The sequence below is a fragment of the Azospirillum halopraeferens DSM 3675 genome, assembly GCF_000429625.1.
Lineage (GTDB): Bacteria > Pseudomonadota > Alphaproteobacteria > Azospirillales > Azospirillaceae > Azospirillum > Azospirillum halopraeferens.
Genome location: NZ_KE386927.1, coordinates 490407 through 514113, shown reverse-complemented (window position 1 = coordinate 514113; position 23707 = coordinate 490407). Strand labels below are relative to the sequence as shown.

Annotated in this window: 22 protein-coding genes and 1 riboswitch; of the genes, 15 read left to right on the top strand and 7 right to left on the bottom strand. The window is 71.8% G+C overall.

Annotation, left to right across the window (positions count from 1 at the left end; genetic code table 11):
• The first annotated feature begins 17 nt into the window (after positions 1–17).
• The 3 genes from G472_RS0126990 (at position 18) to G472_RS35910 (ending at position 3288) form a co-directional block, all read left to right on the top strand.
• On the top strand, positions 18–911 hold the full coding sequence (locus tag G472_RS0126990) for a hemolysin family protein (RefSeq protein ID WP_245593591.1): 894 nt from the start codon (positions 18–20) through the stop codon (positions 909–911).
• Between the two features lie 73 nt (positions 912–984).
• Positions 985–1064, top strand: a riboswitch (SAM riboswitch).
• A gap of 41 nt (positions 1065–1105) precedes the next feature.
• Entirely contained in the window at positions 1106–2323 is a 1218-nt protein-coding gene (metZ, locus tag G472_RS0126985; protein ID WP_029010875.1) for an O-succinylhomoserine sulfhydrylase, read from the top strand.
• A 425-nt stretch (positions 2324–2748) separates the two neighbouring features.
• Positions 2749–3288, top strand: a complete 540-nt coding sequence (locus G472_RS35910) for a phasin family protein (protein WP_051341381.1) — start codon at positions 2749–2751, stop codon at positions 3286–3288.
• A gap of 10 nt (positions 3289–3298) precedes the next feature.
• On the opposite strand, the gene G472_RS0126975 is transcribed toward G472_RS35910, so the two are convergent.
• Together G472_RS0126975 and G472_RS35905 are read right to left on the bottom strand one after the other, a co-directional pair.
• On the bottom strand, positions 3299–4213 hold the full coding sequence (locus tag G472_RS0126975; protein WP_029010874.1) for a GGDEF domain-containing response regulator: 915 nt from the start codon (positions 4211–4213) through the stop codon (positions 3299–3301).
• A 92-nt stretch (positions 4214–4305) separates the two neighbouring features.
• The gene (locus G472_RS35905; RefSeq protein WP_051341379.1) at positions 4306–6369 is read right to left on the bottom strand and encodes a hybrid sensor histidine kinase/response regulator; all 2064 of its coding nucleotides are present in this window, start codon (positions 6367–6369) and stop codon (positions 4306–4308) included.
• A gap of 325 nt (positions 6370–6694) precedes the next feature.
• Between G472_RS35905 and G472_RS0126965 the strand changes: the two genes are divergently transcribed.
• From G472_RS0126965 to G472_RS0126945, 5 genes are all read left to right on the top strand, one after another.
• The gene (locus G472_RS0126965; protein WP_051341377.1) at positions 6695–9580 is read left to right on the top strand and encodes a [protein-PII] uridylyltransferase; all 2886 of its coding nucleotides are present in this window, start codon (positions 6695–6697) and stop codon (positions 9578–9580) included.
• 123 nt (positions 9581–9703) lie between these two features.
• Positions 9704–10195 (top strand): hypothetical protein, encoded by a 492-nt coding sequence (locus G472_RS39900; RefSeq protein ID WP_029010872.1) that lies wholly within the window; start codon positions 9704–9706, stop codon positions 10193–10195.
• A gap of 117 nt (positions 10196–10312) precedes the next feature.
• Entirely contained in the window at positions 10313–11872 is a 1560-nt protein-coding gene (gene murJ / locus G472_RS0126955; RefSeq protein ID WP_029010871.1) for a murein biosynthesis integral membrane protein MurJ, read from the top strand.
• Positions 11873–11978: 106 nt separating this feature from the next.
• Positions 11979–12989 (top strand): tryptophan--tRNA ligase, encoded by a 1011-nt coding sequence (trpS, locus tag G472_RS0126950; protein ID WP_029010870.1) that lies wholly within the window; start codon positions 11979–11981, stop codon positions 12987–12989.
• Between the two features lie 7 nt (positions 12990–12996).
• Complete coding sequence (locus tag G472_RS0126945; protein ID WP_029010869.1) at positions 12997–13623, top strand: pyroglutamyl-peptidase I; 627 nt, start codon at positions 12997–12999, stop codon at positions 13621–13623.
• A gap of 36 nt (positions 13624–13659) precedes the next feature.
• Here the strand turns inward: G472_RS0126945 and G472_RS0126940 are convergent, their stop codons facing one another.
• Positions 13660–14049 carry a MarR family transcriptional regulator gene (locus G472_RS0126940; protein WP_029010868.1) on the bottom strand — a complete coding sequence of 130 codons (390 nt, stop codon included), beginning with the start codon at positions 14047–14049 and terminating at the stop codon, positions 13660–13662.
• Positions 14050–14436: 387 nt separating this feature from the next.
• Positions 14437–14664 carry a hypothetical protein gene (locus tag G472_RS0126935; protein ID WP_029010867.1) on the bottom strand — a complete coding sequence of 76 codons (228 nt, stop codon included), beginning with the start codon at positions 14662–14664 and terminating at the stop codon, positions 14437–14439.
• A gap of 176 nt (positions 14665–14840) precedes the next feature.
• Here G472_RS0126935 and G472_RS0126930 point away from each other — a divergent pair, with 176 nt between their 5' ends.
• Positions 14841–16379, top strand: coding sequence for an alpha/beta fold hydrolase (locus tag G472_RS0126930; protein WP_084536921.1), 1539 nt, complete (start codon positions 14841–14843; stop codon positions 16377–16379).
• 31 nt (positions 16380–16410) lie between these two features.
• On the opposite strand, the gene hslU is transcribed toward G472_RS0126930, so the two are convergent.
• The 3 genes from hslU to G472_RS35900 form a co-directional block, all read right to left on the bottom strand.
• Positions 16411–17727, bottom strand: a complete 1317-nt coding sequence (hslU, locus tag G472_RS0126925) for an ATP-dependent protease ATPase subunit HslU (protein WP_029010865.1) — start codon at positions 17725–17727, stop codon at positions 16411–16413.
• A complete protein-coding gene (gene hslV / locus G472_RS0126920; RefSeq protein WP_029010864.1) occupies positions 17727–18275 on the bottom strand; it encodes an ATP-dependent protease subunit HslV in 549 nt (182 codons plus the stop codon). The genes hslU and hslV overlap by 1 nt, the downstream gene beginning before the upstream one ends.
• 105 nt (positions 18276–18380) lie before the next feature.
• The gene (locus G472_RS35900) at positions 18381–19742 is read right to left on the bottom strand and encodes a trypsin-like peptidase domain-containing protein (RefSeq protein ID WP_051341375.1); all 1362 of its coding nucleotides are present in this window, start codon (positions 19740–19742) and stop codon (positions 18381–18383) included.
• A gap of 249 nt (positions 19743–19991) precedes the next feature.
• Here G472_RS35900 and hisB point away from each other — a divergent pair, with 249 nt between their 5' ends.
• From hisB to G472_RS0126885, 6 genes are read left to right on the top strand one after another with little or no spacing between them, the layout of a single operon-like run.
• The gene (gene hisB / locus G472_RS0126910) at positions 19992–20615 is read left to right on the top strand and encodes an imidazoleglycerol-phosphate dehydratase HisB (protein ID WP_029010863.1); all 624 of its coding nucleotides are present in this window, start codon (positions 19992–19994) and stop codon (positions 20613–20615) included.
• Between the two features lie 21 nt (positions 20616–20636).
• The gene (gene hisH / locus G472_RS0126905; protein WP_029010862.1) at positions 20637–21284 is read left to right on the top strand and encodes an imidazole glycerol phosphate synthase subunit HisH; all 648 of its coding nucleotides are present in this window, start codon (positions 20637–20639) and stop codon (positions 21282–21284) included.
• A 3-nt stretch (positions 21285–21287) separates the two neighbouring features.
• Entirely contained in the window at positions 21288–21851 is a 564-nt protein-coding gene (locus G472_RS0126900; RefSeq protein WP_029010861.1) for a GNAT family N-acetyltransferase, read from the top strand.
• On the top strand, positions 21848–22612 hold the full coding sequence (gene hisA, locus G472_RS0126895) for a 1-(5-phosphoribosyl)-5-[(5-phosphoribosylamino)methylideneamino]imidazole-4-carboxamide isomerase (RefSeq protein ID WP_029010860.1): 765 nt from the start codon (positions 21848–21850) through the stop codon (positions 22610–22612). The genes G472_RS0126900 and hisA overlap by 4 nt, the downstream gene beginning before the upstream one ends.
• Positions 22609–23373, top strand: coding sequence for an imidazole glycerol phosphate synthase subunit HisF (gene hisF, locus G472_RS0126890; protein ID WP_029010859.1), 765 nt, complete (start codon positions 22609–22611; stop codon positions 23371–23373). The genes hisA and hisF overlap by 4 nt, the downstream gene beginning before the upstream one ends.
• Positions 23366–23707, top strand: coding sequence for a phosphoribosyl-ATP diphosphatase (locus G472_RS0126885; protein WP_029010858.1), 342 nt, complete (start codon positions 23366–23368; stop codon positions 23705–23707). The genes hisF and G472_RS0126885 overlap by 8 nt, the downstream gene beginning before the upstream one ends.

The following is a 23707-nucleotide window of genomic DNA, read 5'->3' as shown; positions in this document are numbered from 1 at the left end:
AGACCTCCGACAGTCGAATGCCCCGTGACGACGGGGCGGAAGACCAAAGCACGCTGGGCCATCTTTTCCGGGGATGGCTGCGCTCCGTGATCCGGGGCCGTGGCGATACGACGCTCCGCGACACCATCGAGGAGCTGATCGAGGAGGAGGATGAGACCGAAGGGTCCATGGCCGCGAGCGAGCGCGCTCTGCTGGCCAACATCCTGAAACTGCGCGACCGCACGGTGGTCGACGTCATGGTTCCCCGGGCCGACATCATCGCCGTCGACGTCGACACCGACATCCCCACCCTGATCCGGCGCATGTCGGAGGAACAGCATTCCCGCATGCCCGTCTACCGCGAGACGCTGGACGAGGTGGTGGGCATGATCCACATCAAGGATGTGGTCACCTGCATCGCCGGCGACCGCGGCTGCGCGCTGCGCGACCTGGTGCGCGACGTGCTGATCGTCGCCCCCTCCATGCCCGTGGTCGACCTGCTGGTGCAGATGCGCCAGGCGCGCCAGCACATGGCGCTGGTGGTGGACGAGTTCGGCGGCATCGACGGGCTGGTCACCATCGAGGACCTGGTGGAGGAGATCGTCGGCGAAATCGAGGACGAGCACGACGAGGCGACGCAGCCGCGCCTGGTGGAGCGCCCCGACGGTTCGCTGATGGCCGACGCCCGCCTTTCCATCGAGGATTTCGAGGAACGGGTGGGCCCCGTGCTGACGGAGGAGGAGCGCGAGGACATCGACACGCTGGGCGGCCTGGTGGTGTCGCTGGCCGGCCGGGTGCCGGCGCGGGGCGAGCTGCTGAAGCACCCCTCCGGCCTGGAGTTCGAGATCGTCGACGCCGACCCCCGCCGCATCAAGCGCCTGCGCGTGCGCAACGTGCCGGTGGAGGCCAGGCTGCTGGCCGCCACGGGGTGACGGGCCGGCTTCCCCTTCCCCTCGCGCGGGGAAGGGGCGCCCCCTTGACGAACCCCGCGGCGGGGCCGTAAAACACGCGCCACGTGGTGATTTGACCGACCGGCTTGCGGACCACGCTAAAGAAACCGCTAAAGAGGTCCTGGCCGTCCCGCGCCTCGACCCCCGGTCTTTCGGCGCCAGGAGATTCCGCGGCCATGAGCACGTCCGACACCCCCGCCCACCGCATCCCCGACGTTTCCGACCTGCGGCCGCGCTCGCAGCTCGTGCACGGCGGCATCCGCCGCTCCTCCTTCGACGAGACGGCGGAGGCGCTGTACCTCACCTCCGGCTTCGTCTACGGGGCGGCGGAGGAGGCGGAGGAGGCGTTCCGGACGGACGGGCTGCGCCATGTCTATTCGCGCTTCCGCAACCCCACCGCGGCCATGTTCGAGGACCGGCTGGCCTCCTACGAAGGGGCGGCCTGGGCCTACGCCACCACCACCGGCATGGCGGCGGTGTTCGCGGCGCTGATGTGCCACCTCAAGGCCGGCGACCGCATCGTGGCACCGTGGGGAATGTTCGGGTCCTGCCTGCACATCATCAAGACCATCGCCCCGCGCTACGGCGTCACGCCCGTGCTGGTGGACGGGCCGGACCTCGAACAATGGCGCGCCGCCCTGGCCGAACCGACGGCCATGGTGTTCCTGGAGACGCCGTCCAACCCGACGCTGGAGCTGGTGGACCTGAAGGCGGTGTGCGATCTGGCCCACGCCGCCGGCGCCCTGGTGGTGGTGGACAACGCCTTCGCCACGCCGGTGCTGCAACGCCCCTTCGAGTCCGGCGCCGACGTGGTGGTCTATTCCGCCACCAAGCACATCGACGGCCAGGGCCGCTGTCTGGGCGGCATGATCCTCGCCGCCGACGCCCGCTACGGGGCGGAGGTGATCCACCCCTTCGTGCGCAACACCGGCCCCACGATCAGCCCGTTCAACGCCTGGGTGCTGCTGAAGGGGCTGGAGACGCTGGAGCTGCGGGTGCGCGCCCAGACCGAGGCGGCGACCGCCGTCGCCCGCTTCCTGGATGGCCACCCCGGGATCGCCCGGACCGTCTACCCGATGCTGGACAGCCACCCCCAGCGCGCCCTGGCGGAGCGCCAGATGGCCGGCGGCGGCACCATGGTCAGCTTCGAGGTCGCGGGCGGCAAGGCCGAGGCGTTCCGGTTGATGAACGCATTGCGGATGGTGCTGATCTCCAACAACCTGGGCGACGCCAAGTCGCTGATCACCCACCCCGCCACCAGCACCCACGCCCGTCTGACCGACGAGGACAAGGTCCGGGCGGGCATCCGCCCCGGCCTGATCCGCCTGTCGGTGGGGCTGGAGGATCCCCTGGACATCATCGACGACCTGGACCGGGCGCTGAAGGGGATGTGATGCAGGCCAACGGGGTGAACGGCCGGCAAGTTGAACACGGATTGCGCGGATTTGGACACGGATGACACGGATTGATCCCCCGCCCGGCAAACGGACACGTCAGGGGGAAACCGGGCATGGCATCCGCGCAATCCCTTCAAATCTGCGCCATCCGTGGAGATCTTGTTCCCGTGGACCGCACGTCCGGTGCCGTCGGTATGATCAAAAGGTGGTCGCAGGGAAGGATGCTTCCATAGACGATCTCAACGCCCTCCGATCCCCTGCATCCAGTTCCCCGGGGATGTAACGGGGTCGGAGTTGCTGTTGCATCCCCTGCCCTTTTGGTCTATGCCGCCGCCTTCCGGACGGCGTGCATGGCTCGTGCGCCGGAACGCCGGGGTGCCGCGCGGCGTTGGCGTCGGGCATGGTGCAGCAGGAGAACAGGCATGGCGGGTTCGGGTATCGGGTTCGGATCATTCCCGGTGGCGGCGATGATGGACGGGCTGATGCGCACGGCGACGATCCAGGGCGAGCTGGGGGTGGCCGCGGCGCGGACCATCGGCTATCGCACCGCCATGATGGCCGGCGCCTTCCAGGACCCGCGGGCGCTGACAGATCCGGAGTTCGTGCGCATGGGCGCGGAGAAGGTCGAGGCGGCGGCGGAATCCGCCACCGCCCTGGTGGCCGGCTTCGCCGACATGCAGGAAGCCTGGATGTCGCTGCTGACCGGCCCGGTGCAGGCGGCCGCCCTGGCCTTCGGCGGGATCGGCACCTGCCGCACGCCGATGGACCTGATCGATATCCAGCGCCGCTGCGTTCAGGACAGCGTCACCGCGGGCATGGCGGCGGGCATGCGCTTTGCGGAATCGGCGGCCGCACTGGGCGGTGCCGCCCTCGGCCCGCTGCACCGCAAGGCCAGCGCCAACGCCCGCCGCCTGGAGCGGCGCCAGCATCGCCTGTGGGGCACCCTGCCCGGCCTGACCTGACGGCTCCCTCTCAGCCGGGGCCGGTGGTGGTGGCCGTCGGCTCCTCCACCTCCACGCGGTTGCGGCCGCCGCGCTTGGCGCGGTAGAGCGCCGCGTCGGCGCGGGCCAGCAGGGTTTCGACGCTGCGGTCGTCCGGGTGCAGGACGCCGACGCCGATGCTGACCGTGAAGTGCAGCGGCCCGCCGGCGGGCAGCACCACGCCGGTGATCGCCATGGCGCCGCGCACGCGATTGGCCACCAGCACCGCCCCGGCCCGGTTGGTTTCGGGAAGCAGGGCGGCGAATTCCTCGCCGCCCAGGCGGCCCAGCAGGTCGCTCTGGCGGACCATCGCCCGGCAGGTCCTGACGCAGGTGCGGATCGCCTCGTCCCCCACGGCGTGGCCGTGGGTGTCGTTGATCGCCTTGAAGTGGTCGATGTCCAGCATGATCAGCGACAGGTCGCGGCCGTGGCGGCGCGCCCGCTGCAACTCCTCCGTCCCGCGTTCCAGGAAATGGCGGCGGTTCAGGGCGCCGGTCAGGCCGTCGGTGGTGGCCAGCCGCTCCAGCTCGCGCTGCATGCGCACCACGCGCGACGCCGCCAGCAGGCGCGCCTGCAGCCAGGACTCGTCCAGCGGCTTGCGCAGCAGCTCGTCGGCGCCGTTCTCGATGATCTCGGCGAACTGGCCGGTGATGCTGCCCGGCACCATCAGCATCAGATAAACGTGGTGGGTGCCCGCCTGGCCGCAGCGCAGGTGCCAGCACACCTCCTGCCCTTCCATGGCGCCGGCCTTGAAATCCACGAGGACGACGTCGAACCGCTCCTCCCGGCAGCGGGCGAGGGCTTCGCTGCCTTCGGCGATGCCGACGACCTCATGCCCCAGCTTGGCCAACTGGTCGCACAGGACCCGGCGGCTGATCCGGGAATCGTCGACCACGAGAATGCGCATGCCACGCCTTCCGTCGCTTGTTCGGCCCGTCGCCTGTTCGGCCCGGCGTTGCGGCGGCGCATCCTACAGCGGCCTTCCGGCCGATGCCAGCGTCAGGCGACACCTGTCGCGAGAACGTCATTGACCCGCCGCACCAGGGCGTCGGGGGTGAAGGGCTTGGGCAGCACATGCTCGCCCGTCACGGTTTCGCCCCCCGGCACGATGCCGGCGTAGCCGGTGACGTAGACGACCGGCAGCCCCGGCCGGCGCCGCCGCGCCCGTTCGGCCAGATGGCGGCCGCTGCCGTCGGGAAGGCCGATGTCGCTGACCAGAAGGTCGATGGCGCCGTCCGCCTCCACCACCGCCAGCGCGGCGGCCGCGTCCGCCGCCTCCACCACCTCGAACCCGGCGCCGCGCAACGCCTCGGCCGAGACGTCACGGACGATGGCCTCATCCTCCACCAGCAGGATGCGCGCCGGGGAACCGCCGGGCGGCCGGGCGAGGGGGATGGCCGCAGGGACGGGACGGGCCGGCGCGGGGTCGGGTTCGGAGATCGGAACGGGGCCGTGATGGCGCGGCAGATAGAGTTCCACCGTCGTCCCCTCCCCCGGTGCCGAGCGGATGCGGGCGCCGCCGCCGCTCTGGCGGACGATGCCGTAGACCTGGCTGAGGCCCAGCCCGGTGCCGATGCCCACGGGCTTGGTCGTGAAGAACGGGTCAAAGGCGCGCGCCCGCACTTCCGCCGGCATGCCGGTGCCGGTGTCGGCAACGGCGAGCATCACGTAGTCGCCCGGCGTCAGGTCCCCGGCGTCGGCATCGGCGCCGTCGAGGCTGACGTTGGCGAGGCGCACCGTCAGCGTGCCGCCGTCGGGCATGGCGTCGCGCGCGTTGATGACCAGGTTGAGCAGCGCCGATTCCGTCGCCAGCGGGTCGCACAGGGCCGGCCACAGGTCTTCGGGACAGGCGATGGTCAGCCGCACCCGTTCACCGGCGGAGCGCCGCATCAGCCCTTCCATGCCGCGCACCAGCGCGCCGGGGTCCTGCGGCCGGGGGTTGAGCGGCTGCCGGCGGGCGAAGGCCAGCAGGCGCCCGGTCAGCGACGCCGCCCGGTCGGCCCCCTGGAGCGCCACCGCGATGGGCTTCTCCAGCTCCGGAAGGCGGCCTTCGCTGCGCCGCCGGATCGTGTCCAGGCTGCCGACGATGGCGGTCAGCATGTTGTTGAAGTCGTGGGCGATGCCGCCGGTCAGCTTGCCGATCGCTTCGAGCTTCCTGCTTTCCAGCAGCGCCGCCTCCGCCTGTTCGCGCCGCACCGCCTCCTCCTCCAACCGGAGCAGCGCGGCGCGCTCGCGCCCGGCGCGGCGCAGGGCCACCAGGGTCATCACGAACAGGGCCGCCGCCGCGGTCCCGCACAGCAGCCCGTAGGTCAGGACGTGCTGGCGCCAGGGGGCCAGCACGGCGTCGACACCCAACGCCAGCAGCACATAGACCGGATACCCCTCCACCTTGCGGTAGGCGACCAGGCGCTGCACGCCGTCGATGGCGGAGACGCCGGTGAAGATCCCTCCCCGGGGAGCCGTCGCGACGGCCCTGTGGAAGCTGGGGCTGGCGAGCTGCGGCGCCCCGTGCGGCGGTGGCACCGCGGCGTCCCGGATCAGGAACACCCCGTCGGTGCGCAGCAGCCCGACGGAATGGTTGAGGTGCGGCACGGCGCGGCGATACAGCTCCAGCAGTCGTTCGGCGCGGATCGACACGGCGATCAGCCCGTTGTGGGTGCCATCCGGGCTGCTGCGCCGCCGGGCGACGACGAACACCAGATCCCCGGCGCGTTTGGTGCTGAAGGCGCGGGACAGGGCGATCTCCGCCGATTCCTCGCGCAGGGCCGCCACATGCTCCCGGTCGGACACATCCAGCGGTTCCAGGGGAAAGGACTGGGAGCTGGCGACGGTCCACCCGTCGGGCGTGGTCAGCCAGATCTGGTCCACGCTGTCCAGGTTCACGCGGAACCCGCGCAGCTCCGCGTGAACCTCGGGGGAGCGGGCGATCTCCTCCCACGGCAGACCGGCGATCCGACGATCCACCTCGTGCAGGACGAGATCCTGGATCTCCAGCAGCCTCAGGGCATGTTCGTGCAGAATATCGGTGGTCCGGCGGATCGAATCCTCCGCCTGTGCAAGCACTCGCTCCCGCTCATAGGCCGACAGGCCTATGAATATCAAGAAAGGCAGCAAGACGCTGGCGGCGAGTACACCCTTCAGGCTGCGCAGCGGTGATGTCGCAGAGCGTTTCAATTGAATTAACCGGCGCAGAACCGACACGGAACGGCTGTGGCTCACCCTAATGCATTTCCCTATGCCGTAAAAGGGAGATATGCAGCGGCCGCCGGTCCCGGCCGCGCGTCGGCCGTGCGCCACCGGGCATTACCGTCTATAGTCGGGACGGTTCCGCGCACTATACTCGGGACCCTTCCCGATCCGCCCGTATCGCAGCGAGAAGGTCCCGGCGATGCTCTCCCCCCGCGTTCCCGCCCCCGGCGATGCCCCGGCGCCGGAGATTCCGAACCGCCGCGCCATCATCTCGCGGCGCAAGCTGATCGGCCAGCTCGACGAGCTGGTGGAACGGCACGGCGCCGGGGAGAAGCTGCGCCCCCACGTCATCGCCTGCCTGCGCGAGGCGCTGAACGCCGGCCGCGCCGAGGTGCGCGCCCGCTTCGAGGCGGGCGGGACGGGAGAGGACTGCGTGCGCCAGAACTGCTACCTGGCCGACCGGCTGGTGCGCACGCTGGCCGATTTCGCCGTCACCCACATGTTCCCCAGCGCCAACCCCACCACGGGCGAGCAGTTCGACATCGCCGCCACCGGCGGCTACGGCCGCGGCGAGCTGGCCCCCTTTTCCGACATCGACCTGCTGTTCCTGCTGCCCTACAAGCGCACGGCCCGGGTGGAGCAGGTGGTCGAATACATGCTCTACATCCTGTGGGACCTGGGCATCAAGGTGGGCCACGCGGTGCGCAGCGTGGACGAGTGCATCCGCCAGTCCAAGGCCGACGTCACCATCCGCACCGCGGTCCTGGAAGCCCGCTTCCTGTGGGGCCGACACACCCTGTTCCACGAACTGAAGAAGCGCTTCGACAAGGAGGTGGTGGCCGGCACCGGCCCGCAGTTCCTGGAGGCCAAGCTGGCCGAGCGCGATTCCCGCCACCAGAAGCTGGGCGACAGCCGCTACGTGCTGGAGCCCAACCTGAAGGACGGCAAGGGGGGCCTGCGCGACCTGCAGACCCTGTTCTGGATCGCCAAGTACCTCTACCGCGTCGACGGCGTCGAGGAGCTGGTCGAGAAGGGCGTGCTGATGCGCGAGGAGGCGCAGCGCTTCGCCAAGGCGCAGAACTTCCTGTGGACGGCGCGCTGCCACCTGCACTACCTGACCGGCCGCATGGAGGACCGCCTGACCTTCGACGTCCAGGCGCAGATCGGCCTGCGCATGGGCTACACCGAGCACGCCGGCACCAAGGGGGTGGAGCGCTTCATGAAGCACTACTTCCTGGTGGCCAAGGACGTGGGCGACCTGACCCGCATCTTCTGCGCCGCGCTGGAGGCGGAATCCCGGCGCCCTCCCCGGTTCAACCTGCTGCGTCTGGCCGCGGTGGCGCGCCGGCGCGACGTGGAGGGCTTCGTCGTCGACGGCGAACGCCTCAACGTGCGCCACGAGAAGCAGTTCAAAGAACAGCCGGTCGACATGATCCGCCTGTTCCACGTGGCCCAGCGTCACGACATCGACATCCACCCCAGCGCGCTGCGGGCGATCACCCGTTCCCTGTCGGCCATCGGGCCGAAGGTGCGCAACGACCCCGAGGCCAACCGCCTGTTCCTGGAGATGCTGACGGGGCGCAAGGATCCGGAGCTGGCCCTGCGGCGGATGAACGAGGCCGGCGTGCTGGGCCGCTTCATCCCCGACTTCGGGCGCGTCGTGGCGCAGATGCAGTACGACATGTACCACGTCTACACCGTCGACGAGCACACGCTGTTCGCCATCGGCATCCTGCACCGCATCGAGGCGGGGAAGCTGACCGACGAGCTGCCCCTGAGTTCGGAGGCGATCCACAAGGTGGTGTCGCGCCGGGCGCTCTATGTGGCGCTGCTGCTGCACGACATCGCCAAGGGGCGCGGCGGCGACCATTCGGTGCTGGGCGCGCGGGTGGCGGAGAAGCTGTGCCCGCGCCTGGGCCTGTCGGCGGAGGAGACGGAGACGGTGGCCTGGCTGGTGCGCTGGCACCTCGCCATGTCCTACACCGCCTTCAAGCGCGACCTGGAGGACGACAAGACCGTGCGCGACTTCGTGGCGCTGGTCCAGTCGCCCGAGCGGCTGCGCCTTCTGCTGGTGCTGACGGTGTGCGACGTGCGCGCCGTCGGCCCCGGGCGCTGGAACAATTGGAAGGCCACGCTGCTGCGTGAGCTGTACAACCGGTCCGAAGAGCTGATGTCCGGCGGGCTGACCGCCGAGGGGCGCGGGCGGCGCATCGCCGCGGCCCAGGCCGCCCTGCGCGAGGAGCTGAGCGACTTCACGGCCGACGAGTTCGAACAGCATCTCGGCCTCGGCTACCCCGCCTACTGGCTGGCCTTCGACCGCGAGACACTGGCCTACCACGCCCGCCTGCTGCGCACGGCCGAGCGGGAGAAGCGCGCCCTGTCGGTGGAGACGCGGGTCGACCGCGGCCGCGCGGTGAGCGAGGTGACGATCTACACCACCGACCATCACGGCCTGTTCTCCCGCCTGGCCGGGGCGTTCGCCGCCTGCGGCGCCGACATCGTGGACGCCAAGATCTTCACCATGACCAACGGCATGGCGCTGGACGTCTTCTCGGTGCAGGACGCGGTGGCCGGCGGCGCCTTCGAGGGCGGCGACAAGCTGGCCCGGCTGGCCGTCGTCATCGAGAAGGTGCTGGGCGGCCAGCTCCGCCCGTTGCAGGAGCTGAGCGCCCGCCGCACCTCCCAGCCCAGCCGCACCCGCGTCTTCCACGTGCCGCCGCGCGTGCTGATCGACAACAACGCCTCCACCACCCACACGGTGATCGAGGTGAACGGGCGCGACCGGCCGGGGCTGCTGTACGACCTGACGCGCGCCTTGTCGAACCTGTCGCTGCAGATCTCCTCGGCCAAGATCGCCACCTACGGCGAGAAGGCGATCGACGTCTTCTACGTCAAGGACGTGTTCGGGCTGAAGGTCGGTCACGAGGCCAAGCTGGCGCAGATCCGCGAGCGGCTGCTGCACGCGCTGGCCGACCCGTCGGGCGAACCGCCGACGGTCGCCGGATCCCGTGCGGCCGGCGCGGCCGGCGGCGCGGTGCGGGCCAAGGTGTCAGCCAGCCGCAAGGCGGCCAAGGCGGAGGACTGAAGGCCGATCGCACCGGTCAATCGCATCGGTCGAGGGAACCCCGGCGGTGTCCGGCGGTTGGGGCGGTGGTCGGCGCGCATGCGCCGGACCCGAAACAACGCCACGACTTCCGCGAGGATTGCGATGAACGCCATCGACCAACGACGCTCCGCTCCGCTGCTGCGCGCCGCCTTCATGGGCACGGTCGCCCTGGGGCTGCTCGCCGCGTGCGGTGACGACACCGAGGTCACGCAGAGCCCGACCGCCATCGAGGAAGACACCGCGACCGCCCCCGGCGGCACCTACGACACCGCTCCGGGCGCCGGAACGGGAACCGGCATGGGCACCGACACCGGGATCGGGACGGGCACCGCGGGCGGGTCCGGCATCGGCGCCGACGATACCGCCACCGGCACCGGTACCGGGACCGGCATGGACGCCGACACCGGGATCGGAACGGGCACCACGGGCGGCACCGGAACGGGCACCACGGGCGGCACCGGCACCGGCACGGACGGCAACGTGACGGTCGTCCCGCCGCAGTCGGACCCCGACGTGACCATCACCGAGCCGCCGGCGGCCGGTGCCGGAGGCACTGCGACCGACGACGCGCGGCCGGGCGGCACCGCGCAGTAACGCCCCCCGGCAGCCGGCCCCGCCCACACCCCCCGGGCGGAGCCGGCCGCCCCACCGGCCACCCCGCCCGCCGGGGCGCTTCCCAACAGCAGCCGGCCGGGCTATACCCCCGGCCCCATGAGCTTCGCGCGTTCCGTCGCCACCGTCGGCGGCCTCACCATGCTGAGCCGGGTGGCCGGTTTCGCCCGCGACGTGCTGACCGCGTCGGTGCTCGGCGCCGGGCCGGTGGCCGATGCCTTCTTCGTCGCGCTGAAGCTGCCCAACTTCTTCCGCCGCCTGTTCGCCGAGGGCGCCTTCTCGGTCGCCTTCGTGCCGCTGTTCTCCGAACGCCTGCAACGGGACGGCCGCGCCGCCGCGCTGGCCTTCGCGGGCGAGGCGCTGGCGGTGCTGCTGTGCGTGCTGGTGCCCTTCACGGTGCTGGCGGTGGCGGCCATGCCGCACCTGATGACGGTGCTGGCGCCGGGCTTCACCGGCGATGCCGGCCGCTTCGACCTGGCGGTGGACTACGCCCGCCTGACCTTCCCCTATCTGATGCTGGTGTCGCTGGTGGCCCTGCTGGGCGGCGTGCTGAACGCCCTGGACCGCTTCGGCCCCTTCGCCGCTGCCCCCGTCGCCTTCAACCTGACGCTGATCGCCGCCCTGCTGCTCGCCCCCCGCATCGGCCTCGACCGGGGTGCAGCGATGGCGGCGGCGGTCAGCCTGTCGGGGATCGTGCAACTGGTGTGGATGGCGTGGGCGTGCCGCGCCGCCGGTGCCACGGTCGCCCTGCCGCGCCCGCGCCTGACGCCCGGCGTGCGCCGGCTGTTCCGTCTGGCGGGGCCGGCGGCGATCGGCGCCGGGGTCATGCAGATCAACCTGTTCGTCGACGTCATCCTGGCCTCGCTGCTGCCGTCGGGTGCGGTGTCGTTCCTCTATTACGCCGACCGGCTGAACCAGTTGCCCCTGGGCATCATCGGCATCGCCATCGGTACGGCGCTGCTGCCCCTGCTGTCGCGCCACGTCGCGGCGGGCGACCACGCGGCGGTGCGCCATGATCTCAGCCGGGCGCTGGAGTTCAGCCTGCTGCTGGGCCTGCCGGCGGCGGTGGCCCTGGTCGCCGTCGGCCACCCCATCGTCGCCGTGCTGTTCGAGCGCGGCGCCTTCGGCCCGGCCGAGACCGCGGCGACCGCACACACCCTGGCCGCCTACGCCGTGGGCATCCCGGCCTACGTGGTCACCAAGGTGCTGAGCGCCGCCTTCTTCGCCCGCCAGGACACGGCAACGCCGGTGCGCATCGCCATCGCGGTCACCGTTGCCAACGGCCTGCTCGCTTTTGCCCTGCTGCACGTCATCGCCCACGTCGGCATCGCCCTGGCCACCGGGCTGACCGCCTGGCTGAACGTGGCGCTGCTGGTAGCGGCCCTGCGCCGGCGCGGCCTATTGGAGGTGGACGAGCGCGCCCGCCGGCGCGCCCCGCGCATCGTGCTGGCGTCCGCCGGCATGGCGTTCGGCCTGGCGGGCGCCGCCGCCCTGCTCGACCCCTGGCTGTTTGCCGCCCCCGGCGCCGTGCGGCTCGCCGCTCTGGCGGTGCTGGTGGCGGGCGGCGGGGCGCTGTACGCCGGCCTCGCCCACGCCCTGGGCGCCGCCCGCCTCGGCGAGGTCAGGGACCTGCTGCGCCGCCGACGGGGGCAGGGATGACAAGGGATCTCCGCGCCGCGCCCCGACGCGGCTTGACCCGTCCGGCGTCCGGCGCGATAACACCGGCCTTTCCCGTTGGTCGCGACAGACGCGCGAGGACCGTGCCTTGAACCGCATTTTCTCCGGCATGCAGCCGACCCGCCAGCTTCACCTCGGCAACTACCTCGGCGCGCTGCGCAACTGGGTGGCCCTGCAGGACCGGTACGAGTGCATCTTCTGCGTCGTCGACCTGCACGCCCTGACCCAGAACCAGGAGCCGGAGGTCCTGCGCAACAACATCCGCGAGGTCGCCGCCGCCTACATGGCCGCCGGCATCGACCCGGAGCGCAACATCCTCTTCAACCAGTCCTACGTGCCGCAGCACTCCGAACTGTCGTGGATCCTGTCCTGCCACACGCCCATCGGCTGGCTGAACCGGATGACCCAGTTCAAGGAGAAGGCGGGCAAGCAGCGCGAGATGGCCAACCTCGGCCTCTACGCCTACCCGGTGCTGATGGCCGCCGATATCCTGCTGTACAAGGCCACCCACGTGCCGGTGGGCGAGGACCAGAAGCAGCACCTGGAGCTGGCCCGCGACATCGCCGGTGCCTTCAACCGCCATTACGGCGTCGACCTCTTCCCCCTGCCCGAGCCGCAGATCCTGGGCGAGGCCACCCGCGTCATGTCGCTGCGCGACGGCACGAAGAAGATGAGCAAGTCGGACGAGTCCGAGTACTCGCGCATCAACATGACCGACGACGCCGACACCATCGCCCAGAAGATCCGCAAGGCGAAGACCGACCCCGAGCCGCTGCCCGGCACGGTCGAGGACCTGGAGAAGCGGCCCGAGGCCGACAACCTCGTCACCATCTACGCCGCCCTGTCGGGCGAGAGCCGCGCCGCCACGGTGGAGCGGTTCGCCGGCGCCCGGTTCTCCGACTTCAAGTCCTCCCTGGTGGACGTGGCGGTGGAGACGCTGGCCCCCATCACCGCCCGCATGAACGCCCTGATGGCCGACAAGGGCGAGATCGACCGGCTGCTGCGCGCCGGCGGCGAGCGCGCCGCCGCCATGGCGGAGACGCACCTGGCCGAGGTCAAGGACGTCATCGGCCTGCTGCGGCCGGGCGCCGGGTCCTGACCCGGCCGTGGGCGGGCCCATCCTCCTCACCGGCTTCCAGCCCTTCGACGGGCACGAGGCCAACCCGACGGCGCTGCTGATGGAGCGGCTGGCCGGGGCCGAGGGGGTGGTGACCGCCGTCCTGCCGGTGGAATACGACACCTGCGCCGCCGCCTTCGACGCGCTGCTGGAGCAGCACGACCCCATCGCCGCCCTGTCCTTCGGCCTGTCCTTCCGCACCGAGTCGGTGCTGGTGGAGCGGCTGGCCTGGAACCGCGACGAGAGCCCCAAGGCCGACAACGCCGGCGTGGTGCGCGAGGATGCGGAGATCGTGCCCGGCGGCCCCACCGCCTATGGCTGCGGCATTCCCGTGCCGCTGCTGGTGCGCACGCTGGCCCGGGCCGGACTGCCGGTGGCGATCAGCGACCACGCCGGCGGCTTCGTGTGCAACCAACTCTATTACCGCGCCCGCCACCGCATCGCGACGGTGGGTCCCGACGTGCCCATGGCGTTCCTGCACGTGCCGCCCCTGCCGGATCAGGTGGCCGGGCAGGCGGGCCGCAGCGGGCTGGCGCCCCATCGGCTGGAAGAGGGGGTGCGGGCCCTGCTGGGCGCGCTGCGCCGGGCGCTGGGGGAGGAGATCGCCGGGGCGTAACGGCCGCCACCCGGCAGCCACCCGGCCGGCGAAGCGTCAGGCGCTGCGGGCGCGGCGGATCTCGGCCTTCTTTTCCGGCGCCGGTGTGCTGACGATGCCGCGCAGATCGGCCACGAAGGCCTGCCCGCGGTCGGTCAGGGTGACGATCTTGCGGCGGCGTTCGCGCGGATCCTCCTGCGCCTGCACCAGGTCAAGGCCGGCCTTGCCGAAGGAATGCCAGCGGCTGAGCGCGGCGACGTTGCGCGAGGCGGAGGACTGGGCGATGCCCAGGCGTTCCGCAAGCTCCCCGATGGAAATGCCCTCGTTCTGCGCGATGGTGAGGAAGGACAGCGCGTACTGGATCGGCAGGTCGGGGTCGAGCGTGCGGAACGCCTCGAGCACGCGGACGACGGTCGCCACCTCGTCAGGGCGGGTGCGGGCCGGCATCAGGCAGCCCTCCGGCGCGGCGGCCGCACCCCGGCGACGGGGCCGGCGGCGCCCAGCGGGCGGGCGTGTAGATGATGTTCAGGCGTCCGAGCCATACGACGATTTCCCCGTTTTCCCGCCGGAGGTCGAAGCGACCGCCCGGTGTTGCCCAACGGGCATGTTCAACGAAGACCCGGTGACCGCACAAACCCAGAAAGACACTCATAGGATCCCCTCGATATCCGGAAGTCGCAGGACGGGCCGAAACAGCGCCAATGGCGATCGTTCATGCGGACGGCCGAAGCTCGGCCGCGTCGGCCGGTCGGAATCCGGTTGGCGGGGACGACGAGTTTCATGACGGTCTCCTTGGTCCTGTGCGGTGAGATCGAGGGTTTCAGGTATCGCCGCTCAGCGGGATTCGTGCAAGAGGAGAAGCATCCTGTCACCCGAAAGGATGCGCGGACGGATGGGTTCCGCGGGGCGTCGCACACCCGCGGCCGGGTCCGCGGGATCGACGTGGTCCAGGCCGATATCGCGCCGCAGGTGGTCGCACAGATCATCGACGCCGGGCCGGCCGCGGTCGCCGAGCCAGCGGTGCAGCGCGCTGCGCCAGAGGCTTTGCATGATGCTCTCCATGGATGCGTATGCGGGAAGCATCCGTGATCGGATGATTTGTGTCAACCGGCCGCGGCGCCGGCGCCGGATCTGTGTTGCAACGCGGCAACTGCTGCCGGGAGTCGGGGCGGGGCCCCTGGACTCCGCCCCCGACTCGCGCGACACAGGATCCACATTCCCCGGCCCGCGACCCGCCCGTGCAGCGCTCCGCCCCTTCCACTCCATCCCGGCCCGCCCCGCCCCGTCCTGCCGGCACCCTGCCCGGCGCGGCTCTGTTCGCCCTGCTCGCCCTCGGCGCGGCGGGCGACGCCCCGGCGGCGCCGCGGCTGACGCCGGCGCCCTGCCGCTTCACCGTGCCGGACGGCGAGCGGGCGGACTGCGCCGTCCTGGAGGTGCCGGAGCACCGGGCCCGGCCCGGCGGCCGCACCCTGGCGCTGCCCGTCGCCGTGCTGCGCAGCCGCGCCGCCCGCCCCGCCCGCGATCCCGTGGTGTTCGTGGAAGGCGGCCCCGGTGCCGCCGTGTTCGGCACCGGGGCCGGCATGGAGGAGCGGATGGAAGGCTGGTGGGACACCACCCTTCCCTTCCGCCGCCGCCGCGACGTGGTGCTGTTCGACGCGCGCGGCAGCGGCCTGGCCGAGCCCGACACCGACTGCCCGGAGCTGGACGGGCTGGCCGCCGCCGCCGGATCCGAGTCGCCGCCGACCGCCGAGCGGCGGGTGGCCATGGAGGCCGATGCGCTCGACCGCTGCGCCGCCCGGCTGCGCGACGCCGGGGTCGACCTCACCGCCTTCTCCACCGCCGCCCTGGCCGACGACCTCGCCGATCTCGCCGCCGCCCTGGGGGGCGAGCCGGTCAACCTGCTGGCCGTGTCCTACGGCACCCGGGTGGCGCTGGAGGCGTTGCGGCGCCACGGCGGCCGCTTCCGCGCGGTGGTGCTGGACGGGGTCTATCCGCCGGACGTGACGGTGCCGGAGGAACAGCCGGCCGCCGCCGCCGCGGCCTTCCGCCGCCTGTTCGACGACTGCACCGCCAGCCGGCGCTGCCGCGCCGCCTTCCCCGACCTGGAGCGGCGCGTCGCCGCCCTCGTCGCCCGTCTGGACGGGGCGCCGGTGACGGTGCGGCCGGAGGAGGGGATGCCGCCGGTGCGGCTGGACGGCGCCACCCTGCTGGCAGCGGCGCTGGAGGCCATGGCGGGGACCGAGGCGCTGGCGCGCCTGCCCGCCTTGCTGGATCGCGCCGCGCGCGGCCGGCCGGAGGAGCTGGCCTATTACGCCCCGGCCCCCTGGCTGGGCGATGTGGAAACCGCCGACGGCATGGCCTTCGCCATCGAATGCCGGGAAACCGTCAATCCCGCCGACCCCGCGCGGGTCGAGGCGGCCCGCCGGCGCGCCCTGCCCTTCGGCGCAGCGGCGGATACGGCGACGCCGATGCGGGTCTGCGCCCGCTGGCCGGCCGGAACGCAGGAGCCGGGGGAGCGCCTGCCCGTCGCCGGGACGGTGCCGGTGCTGCTGCTGTCAGGTGCCTACGACCCGTTCACCCCGCCGTCCTGGGGCGAGCGGGCCGCCGCCACCCTGCCCCGCAGCCGCCACCTGCTGTTCCGCAGCGCCGGCCACGTGGTCACCGCGGTGGATCGTTGCGCGCTCGATACGGTCGTGGCGTTCATCGACACAGCGGATCCGGTCGGGCTGCGTCCCTGCGCCTCGGCCGGGACGCCGCCCCGCTTCACCGCACCATAATCATTGCGGTCCCGGATCGTTCATCCCGGGCTTACAGGATGAACTTCGACAGGTCGGCGTTCTTCGCCAGGCTGCCGACCCGCTCGGTCACGCTGGCGGCGTCGATGGTGACGGTCTGGCCGGAACGGTCGCTGGCGGTGAAGCTGATCTCCTCCAGCAGGCGCTCCATCACCGTGTGCAGGCGCCGGGCGCCGATGTTCTCGACGCTGGTGTTGATCTCCGCGGCCAGGCGGGCCAGCTCGTCGATGGCGTCGTCGGTGAAGTCCAGGGTCAGCCCCTCGGTCGCCATCAGGGCCTTGTACTGCTTGATCAGGCTGGCTTCCGGCTCGGTCAGGATGCGCTTGAAGTCGTCGCGGGTCAGCGGCTTCAGCTCCACCCGGATGGGCAGGCGCCCCTGCAGCTCCGGCAGCAGGTCCGACGGTTTGGCGATGTGGAAGGCGCCGGACGCGATGAACAGGATGTGGTCGGTCTTCACCGGCCCGTGCTTGGTGTTGACCGTGGTGCCCTCGATGAGGGGCAGCAGGTCGCGCTGCACGCCCTCACGGCTGACGTCGGCGCCGCCCTTGTGGTCGGAGCGGGCGGAGATCTTGTCGATCTCGTCCAGGAAGACGATGCCGTTCTGCTGCACGGAGTCGATGGCCTCGCGCACCACCGTCTCCTGGTCCAGCAGCTTGTCCGCCTCCTCGGCGACCAGCACGTCGTAGCTTTCGGACACCGACATGCGCCGTGCCTTGGTGCGGCCGCCGAACGCCTTGCCGAAGATGTCGTTGAGGTTGAGCATGCCCATCTGGGCGCCGGGCATGCCCGGCACGTCGAAGGTGGGGAGCATGCCGCCCATGGTGGCGTCGGCCACCTGGATCTCGATCTCGCGGTCGTTGAGGGAGCCCTCGCGCAGCATCTTGCGGAACTTCTGCCGCGTCTCGGGGCTGGCCTGCTCGCCGCACAGCGCGTCGATGACCCGCTCCTCGGCGCGCACCTCGGCCTTGGCGGTGACCGCTTTGCGCAGCCGCTCCCTGGTCATGGAGATGGCGATCTCCACCAGGTCGCGCACGATCTGCTCCACGTCGCGGCCGACGTAGCCGACCTCGGTGAACTTGGTCGCCTCGATCTTCAGGAAGGGCGCCTGGGCCAGCTTGGCCAGGCGGCGGGCGATCTCCGTCTTGCCGACGCCGGTCGGACCGATCATCAGGATGTTCTTGGGCAGAACCTCCTCGCGCAGCCCTTCGGGAAGCTGCTGGCGGCGCCAGCGGTTGCGCAGAGCGATGGCGACGGCCCGCTTGGCGTCGTGCTGGCCGACGATGAAGCGGTCGAGTTCGGAGACGATCTCGCGGGGGCTGAAGGCGCTCATCACAGGGATTCCACGACGACGTTTTCGTTGGTGTAGACGCAAATGCCGGCGGCGATGCGCATGGCCTTGCGGGCGATCGCCTCGGCGTCCAGCCCGTCCACGTCGATCAGGGCGCGGGCCGCCGACAGGGCGAAGGCGCCGCCCGAGCCGATGCCGATCAGCCCGTCCTCGGGCTCCAGCACGTCGCCGTTGCCGGTCAGCACCAGGCTGACGTCGCGGTCGGCCACCGCCATCATCGCCTCCAGCCGGCGCAGGTAGCGGTCGGTGCGCCAGTCCTTGGCCATCTCCACACAGGCGCGGGTGAGCTGGCCGGGGTGCTGCTCCAACTTGGCTTCCAGGCGCTCGAACAGGGTGAAGGCGTCGGCGGTGGCCCCGGCGAAGCCGGCCATCACCGCGCCGCCGGCCAGCCGGCGCACCTTGCGGGCGTTGTGCTTGATGACCGTCTGGCCGAGCGAGACCTGGCCGTCGCCGGCCACCACCACCCGGCCGCCCTTGCGGACCGACAGGATGGTGGTGCCGTGCCACTGGATGGGATCGTGGGTCGTCATGGAATCCGGGCGCCGGAGAGAGGGAACGGTCCTCCGCACACCGTCGCGGCGCGGCGGAAGGTCGGGGCTGCATGTGGGGGAGTAACCCGGGCCGGTCAACCCCGTCTAGTCCGCGCGCATCGGGCTTACCCCCAGGAGGCGCAGCACCTCGCCGGCGGGAACGAAGGCGGCCAGCGGGTCGGCGCCCGGCAGCGCCGGCCCGCCCGGCAGGGCCAGCCCGGCCAGATTGCCGGCGTCGTCGAGCAGCGCGTCCCCGGCCCGCGGCGGCGGCCCGTCCAGGTCGGCCAGCAGCACGTCGCAGCCGCGCTCCGGATCCGGACGCAGGCCGCCGACGATCCCCGGCGCCGTCCGGCGCCGGCCGCCGGTGGCGAGGTGCACCGCCTCGCTGACCGCCGGCGGGGCACGGCGCACCGGCAGCGCCGTGAGGCGGGCCGGCACCCGCACCAGCGCCAGGCCGAGGCGGGCGTCCCGCCGCTCCACCGTGCCGTCCAGGGCGACGCCCGCGGCGGGACGGACCGTGACGGCGCTGCGCCCGTCCAGCGCCGCGTCCGGCACCAGCAGGACGGAGCCGCCGCCGTCATGGCGGTGGGCGCCGACCACGATGCCGTGTCCGCTGCCCACCGGCACCAGGGCCGCGGCCAGCCGGCCGGCCGCATCCTCGACGAAGCCGTCGAAAAGCGGCGGGCCATCCACCTCCAGCGGCGCCAAGCCGGCCGGAATCAGGGCGACCGGAGGCGCCGGCAAGCCGTCCATCGGGGGATCCATCGGACCGGCGACGGCCGGAACGTCGATGGGCGGCGCGTCGGGCAGCGGCGGCACGAAGCCCTTCGCCACCGCGGCGCGGAATCCGTCGTCGGCCGCCAGCCCCTCGGCGGCGGTGGAGAACGCCTCCTCGATCAGGAAGATGTCGCCCTCGGGCAGGCCGGTGTCGGTGGTGGCGCTGCCGGTGGTGGTGACGCGGTGGAGCAGGCGCTGCGCCTCGGGATCGTAGAGCGCCCAGTCCACCGTGACGGTGCCGTAGCCGCTGATCCCCCGGTCGGCGCCGGTGATCCAGTCCTCGCGCCGGCACAGCTCCAGCCGGATCGCCTTCAGTTCGGCCGAGACGGTGTAGCGGGCACGCCGGCCCTGCGCCTTGGCCTCGTAGAACCGGCCGGCCCCGCCGGTCACGGCGAAGCCGGCGTCGGCCATCACCGTGTAGAAGCGGTCCTCCCAGGTGGCGCCCTCGCGCAGGCGGCGGCCGCTGGTCCAGAACTCCCGCCCCACCGGCCCGGCGCAGTCGAGGCCCCAGAGATAGCGTCCGATCTCCGTCCCCCGCCGCATGGAGGCGAGGCCGAGCCCGCCGAAGCGCAGCGGTTCCGTCGATCCCGCCGCCACCGCCGGCGCCATCGCCGTGCGCGGCGGCGGATCCCACGTGGACAGCGCGCAGGCGGGCAGCAGCAGGACGAGGGCGAGCGCCGGTGTACGCATATGGAGATATGCACGCGGTGGGTGTGCATGGACCATAGCGCGGCACACGCAGGTGTGCAAACCCTTCCCACATCGCCGATGCCGCCGGCGTGAGGATCGAAGATCCGCTCCCCGCGGGGAGAGGCGGGACCTCCGCCGGCTACGCATATCGAGCGCCTCCGGCTTACGCATATCGAGCGCCTCCGGCTATGGATCATCGAGCGCCTCCGGCTATGGCATATGCGGTGCGTTGATGCTAAACCATCGGCCATGGACACGCCCCAGACCAGCGGCGCCCGGCGCGCCACCATCGAACGCAACACCACCGAGACGCGCATCCGCGTGGCGGTGAACCTGGACGGCACCGGCGTCTACGACGTGCGCACCGGCATCGGCTTCCTCGACCATATGCTGGAGCAGCTCTCGCGCCACAGCCTGATGGACCTGACGGTGGTGGCCGAGGGCGACCTGCACATCGATTTCCACCACACCACCGAGGACACCGGCATCGCCATCGGCCAGGCGGTGACCCGCGCGCTGGGCGAGCGCAAGGGCATCGCCCGCTACGGCCACGCCTATGTGCCGATGGACGAGACGCTGACCCGCGTCGCCCTGGACTTCTCCAACCGTCCCTACCTCGTGTGGAAGGTGGCCTTCAGCCGCGACAAGATCGGCGACATGGACACCGAGCTGTTCCGCGAATGGTTCCAGGCGTTCGCCGGCGCCGCCGGGCTGACGCTGCACGTGGAAACCCTGTACGGCGAGAACAACCACCACATCGTCGAGAGCTGTTACAAGGCGCTGGCGCGCGCCCTGCGCAGCGCGGTGGAGATCGACCGCCGCAAGGCCGACGCCGTGCCGTCCACCAAGGGCACGCTGGGCGGCTCCCTGTAAACCGATCGGGTTCCTGCATCCATGGCCACGGTTGCCCTCATCGACTACGGCTCCGGCAATCTGCGCTCCGCCGCCAAGGCGGTGGAGCGTGCGGCGGCCGAGGCCGGCCTCGCCTGCGAGGTCCTCGTCACCGCCGACGCCGACGCGGTGCGCCGCGCCGACCGCGTCGTGCTGCCCGGCGTGGGCGCCTTCGCCGACTGCAAGCGGGGCCTGGACGCCGTCCCCGGCATGCGCGACGCGCTGGAGGAGACGGTGATCCGCGGCGGCCGCCCCTTCCTGGGCATCTGCGTGGGCATGCAGCTCATGGCGACGCGCGGGCTGGAGCACGGCGTGCACGACGGGCTGGGCTGGATCGGCGGCGATGTGGTGCCGCTGGAGCCCGCCGATGCCGCCCTGAAGATCCCCCACATGGGGTGGAACGACCTGGTGCTGCTGCGCCCGGAGCATCCGGTGCTGCACCACCTGCCGGCCGACGCCCACGGCTATTTCGTCCATTCCTACCATTTCCGCTGCGCCGACCCGGCGCACGAGCTGGCGCGGGTCGACTACGGCGGGCCGGTGACCGCGGTCATCGGCCGCGACAACCTGGTGGGCACCCAGTTCCACCCGGAAAAGAGCCAGGCCGCCGGCCTGCGCCTGATCGCCGACTTCCTGACCTGGACGCCCTGAGCGATGCCGGGCCTGACGCCGACCGTCACCGTCGAACCGGTCCGCGACCGCCTGAGGGCCGCCGACCTCCACGATCTGTGCGACGCCGCTGACGAGGCGATCCGCGCCGGCGGCGGCTTCGGCTGGGTCGAACCGCCGCCGCGCGACGTCATGGAGCGCTATTGGAAGGGCGTTCTGGTGGTGCCGGAGCGCATGCTGTTCGTCGGCCGCCTGGACGGGGTGATTGCCGGATCCGCGCAGCTCCAGCGGCCGCCGCGCAACAACGAGGCGCAGGCCCACGCGGGGACGCTGACCACGTCCTTCGTCGCCCCGTGGGCGCGCGGCCACGGGCTGGCCCGCCGGCTGACCCTGGCGGTGGAGCGGGCGGCCCGCGAGGCGGGCTTGCGCATCCTGAACCTGGACGTGCGCGAGACTCAGGAAGCCGCCATCGTCCTGTACGAGCACCTGGGCTTCACCCGCTGGGGCACCCACCCCTATTATGCGCAGGTGGATGGCAAGCCGGTGGCCGGCCATTTCTACTTCAAAGACCTGACCTCCAACCCCCAACCGGACGACACGCCGCCATGATCCTCTACCCCGCCATCGATCTGAAGGACGGCGCCTGCGTGCGTCTGGTGCGCGGCGAGATGAACCACGCGACCGTCTTCAACACGGACCCGGCCGAACAGGCCGGCACCTTCAAGGCGCAGGGGTTCGAGTGGCTGCACCTGGTCGACCTGAACGGCGCCTTCGCCGGCCGGCCGGTCAACGCCGAGGCGGTGGAGCGCATCCTCGCCGCCGTGGGCGGCATGCCGGTCCAGCTCGGCGGCGGCATCCGCGACCTGAACACCATCGAGGCCTGGCTGACCAAGGGGGTGAGCCGCGTCATCCTGGGCACCGTCGCCCTGCGCAACCCGGACCTGGTGAAGGAGGCGTGCCGCCACTTCCCCGGCCGCGTCGCCGTCGGCATCGACGCGCGCGAGGGCTATGTGGCGGTCGCCGGCTGGGCCGAGACGTCGGAGATCAAGGCGCTGGACCTGGCGCTGAAGTTCGAGGACTCCGGCGTCTGCGCCATCATCTACACCGACATCAACCGCGACGGCGCCATGGCCGGCGTCAACGTAGAGGCCACCGCCGACCTGGCGTTCCACCTGACCACCCCGGTCATCGCCTCGGGCGGCGTGTCGTCCATCGAGGACCTGGCCGCCCTGAAGCGCGAGGAGCAGGCGGGAATCGAGGGCGTCATCTGCGGCCGCGCCCTGTACGACGGCCGCATCGACCCGCAGGCGGCGCTGGCGCTGCTGGCGGCCCCCGTCCGCGAGGACGCCGGCGAGGACCTGACGCGATGATGAAGATGCGCGTCATCCCCTGTCTGGACGTCAAGGACGGGCGGGTGGTCAAGGGGGTGAACTTCGTCGACCTGATCGACGCCGGCGATCCCGTGGAGCAGGCGCGCGTCTACGACCGCGAAGGGGCGGACGAGCTGACCTTCCTGGACATCACCGCCAGCCACGAGAACCGCGACACCATTTTCGACGTGGTGCGCCGCACGGCCGAGCAGGTGTTCATGCCCCTGACCGTCGGCGGCGGCGTGCGCACGGTGGACGACATCCGCAAGCTGCTGCTGGCCGGGGCGGACAAGGTGTCGATCAACACCGCCGCCGTCCACCGGCCGGAGTTCGTGCGCGAGGGGGCGGAGAAATTCGGCAGCCAGTGCATCGTCGTCGCCATCGACGCCAAGCGCACGGGCGAGAACACCTGGCAGGTCTTCACCCACGGCGGGCGCAAGGAAACCGGCCTGGACGCCGTCGACTGGGCCCGGCGCATGGCGGAGTACGGGGCGGGCGAGATCCTGCTGACCTCCATGGACCGCGACGGCACCAAGAGCGGCTTCGACCTGGCCCTCACCCGGGCGGTAGCCGACGCGGTGCGCGTCCCGGTCATCGCCTCGGGCGGGGTCGGCACCCTGGACCATCTGGTGGAAGGCATCCGCGACGGCCACGCCACCGCGGTGCTGGCCGCCTCCATCTTCCATTTCGGCACCTACACGGTGGGCCAGGCCAAGGCGGCGCTGGCCGCCGCCGGCATCCCGGTGCGCCCCCATGGCTGAGACCCCCGCGACGGCCGAGATCCTGGACCGGCTCTACCGCACCGTGGCGGCGCGCAAGGGGGCGGATCCGGCCACGTCCTACACCGCGAAGCTTTATTCCCGCGGCACCGCCAAGATCGCCCAGAAAGTGGGTGAGGAGGCGGTGGAGACGGTGATCGAGGCCATGCGCGGTGACCCCGCCAAGATCGCGGCGGAGTCCGCCGACCTGCTCTACCACCTGCTGGTGCTGTGGGCCGACGCCGGGCTGGAGCCCGCCACGGTGTGGGCGCAGCTCGCGGCCCGCGAGGGCATCGGCGGCATCGACGAGAAGAACGCCAGACCGAAGACCGGGTGA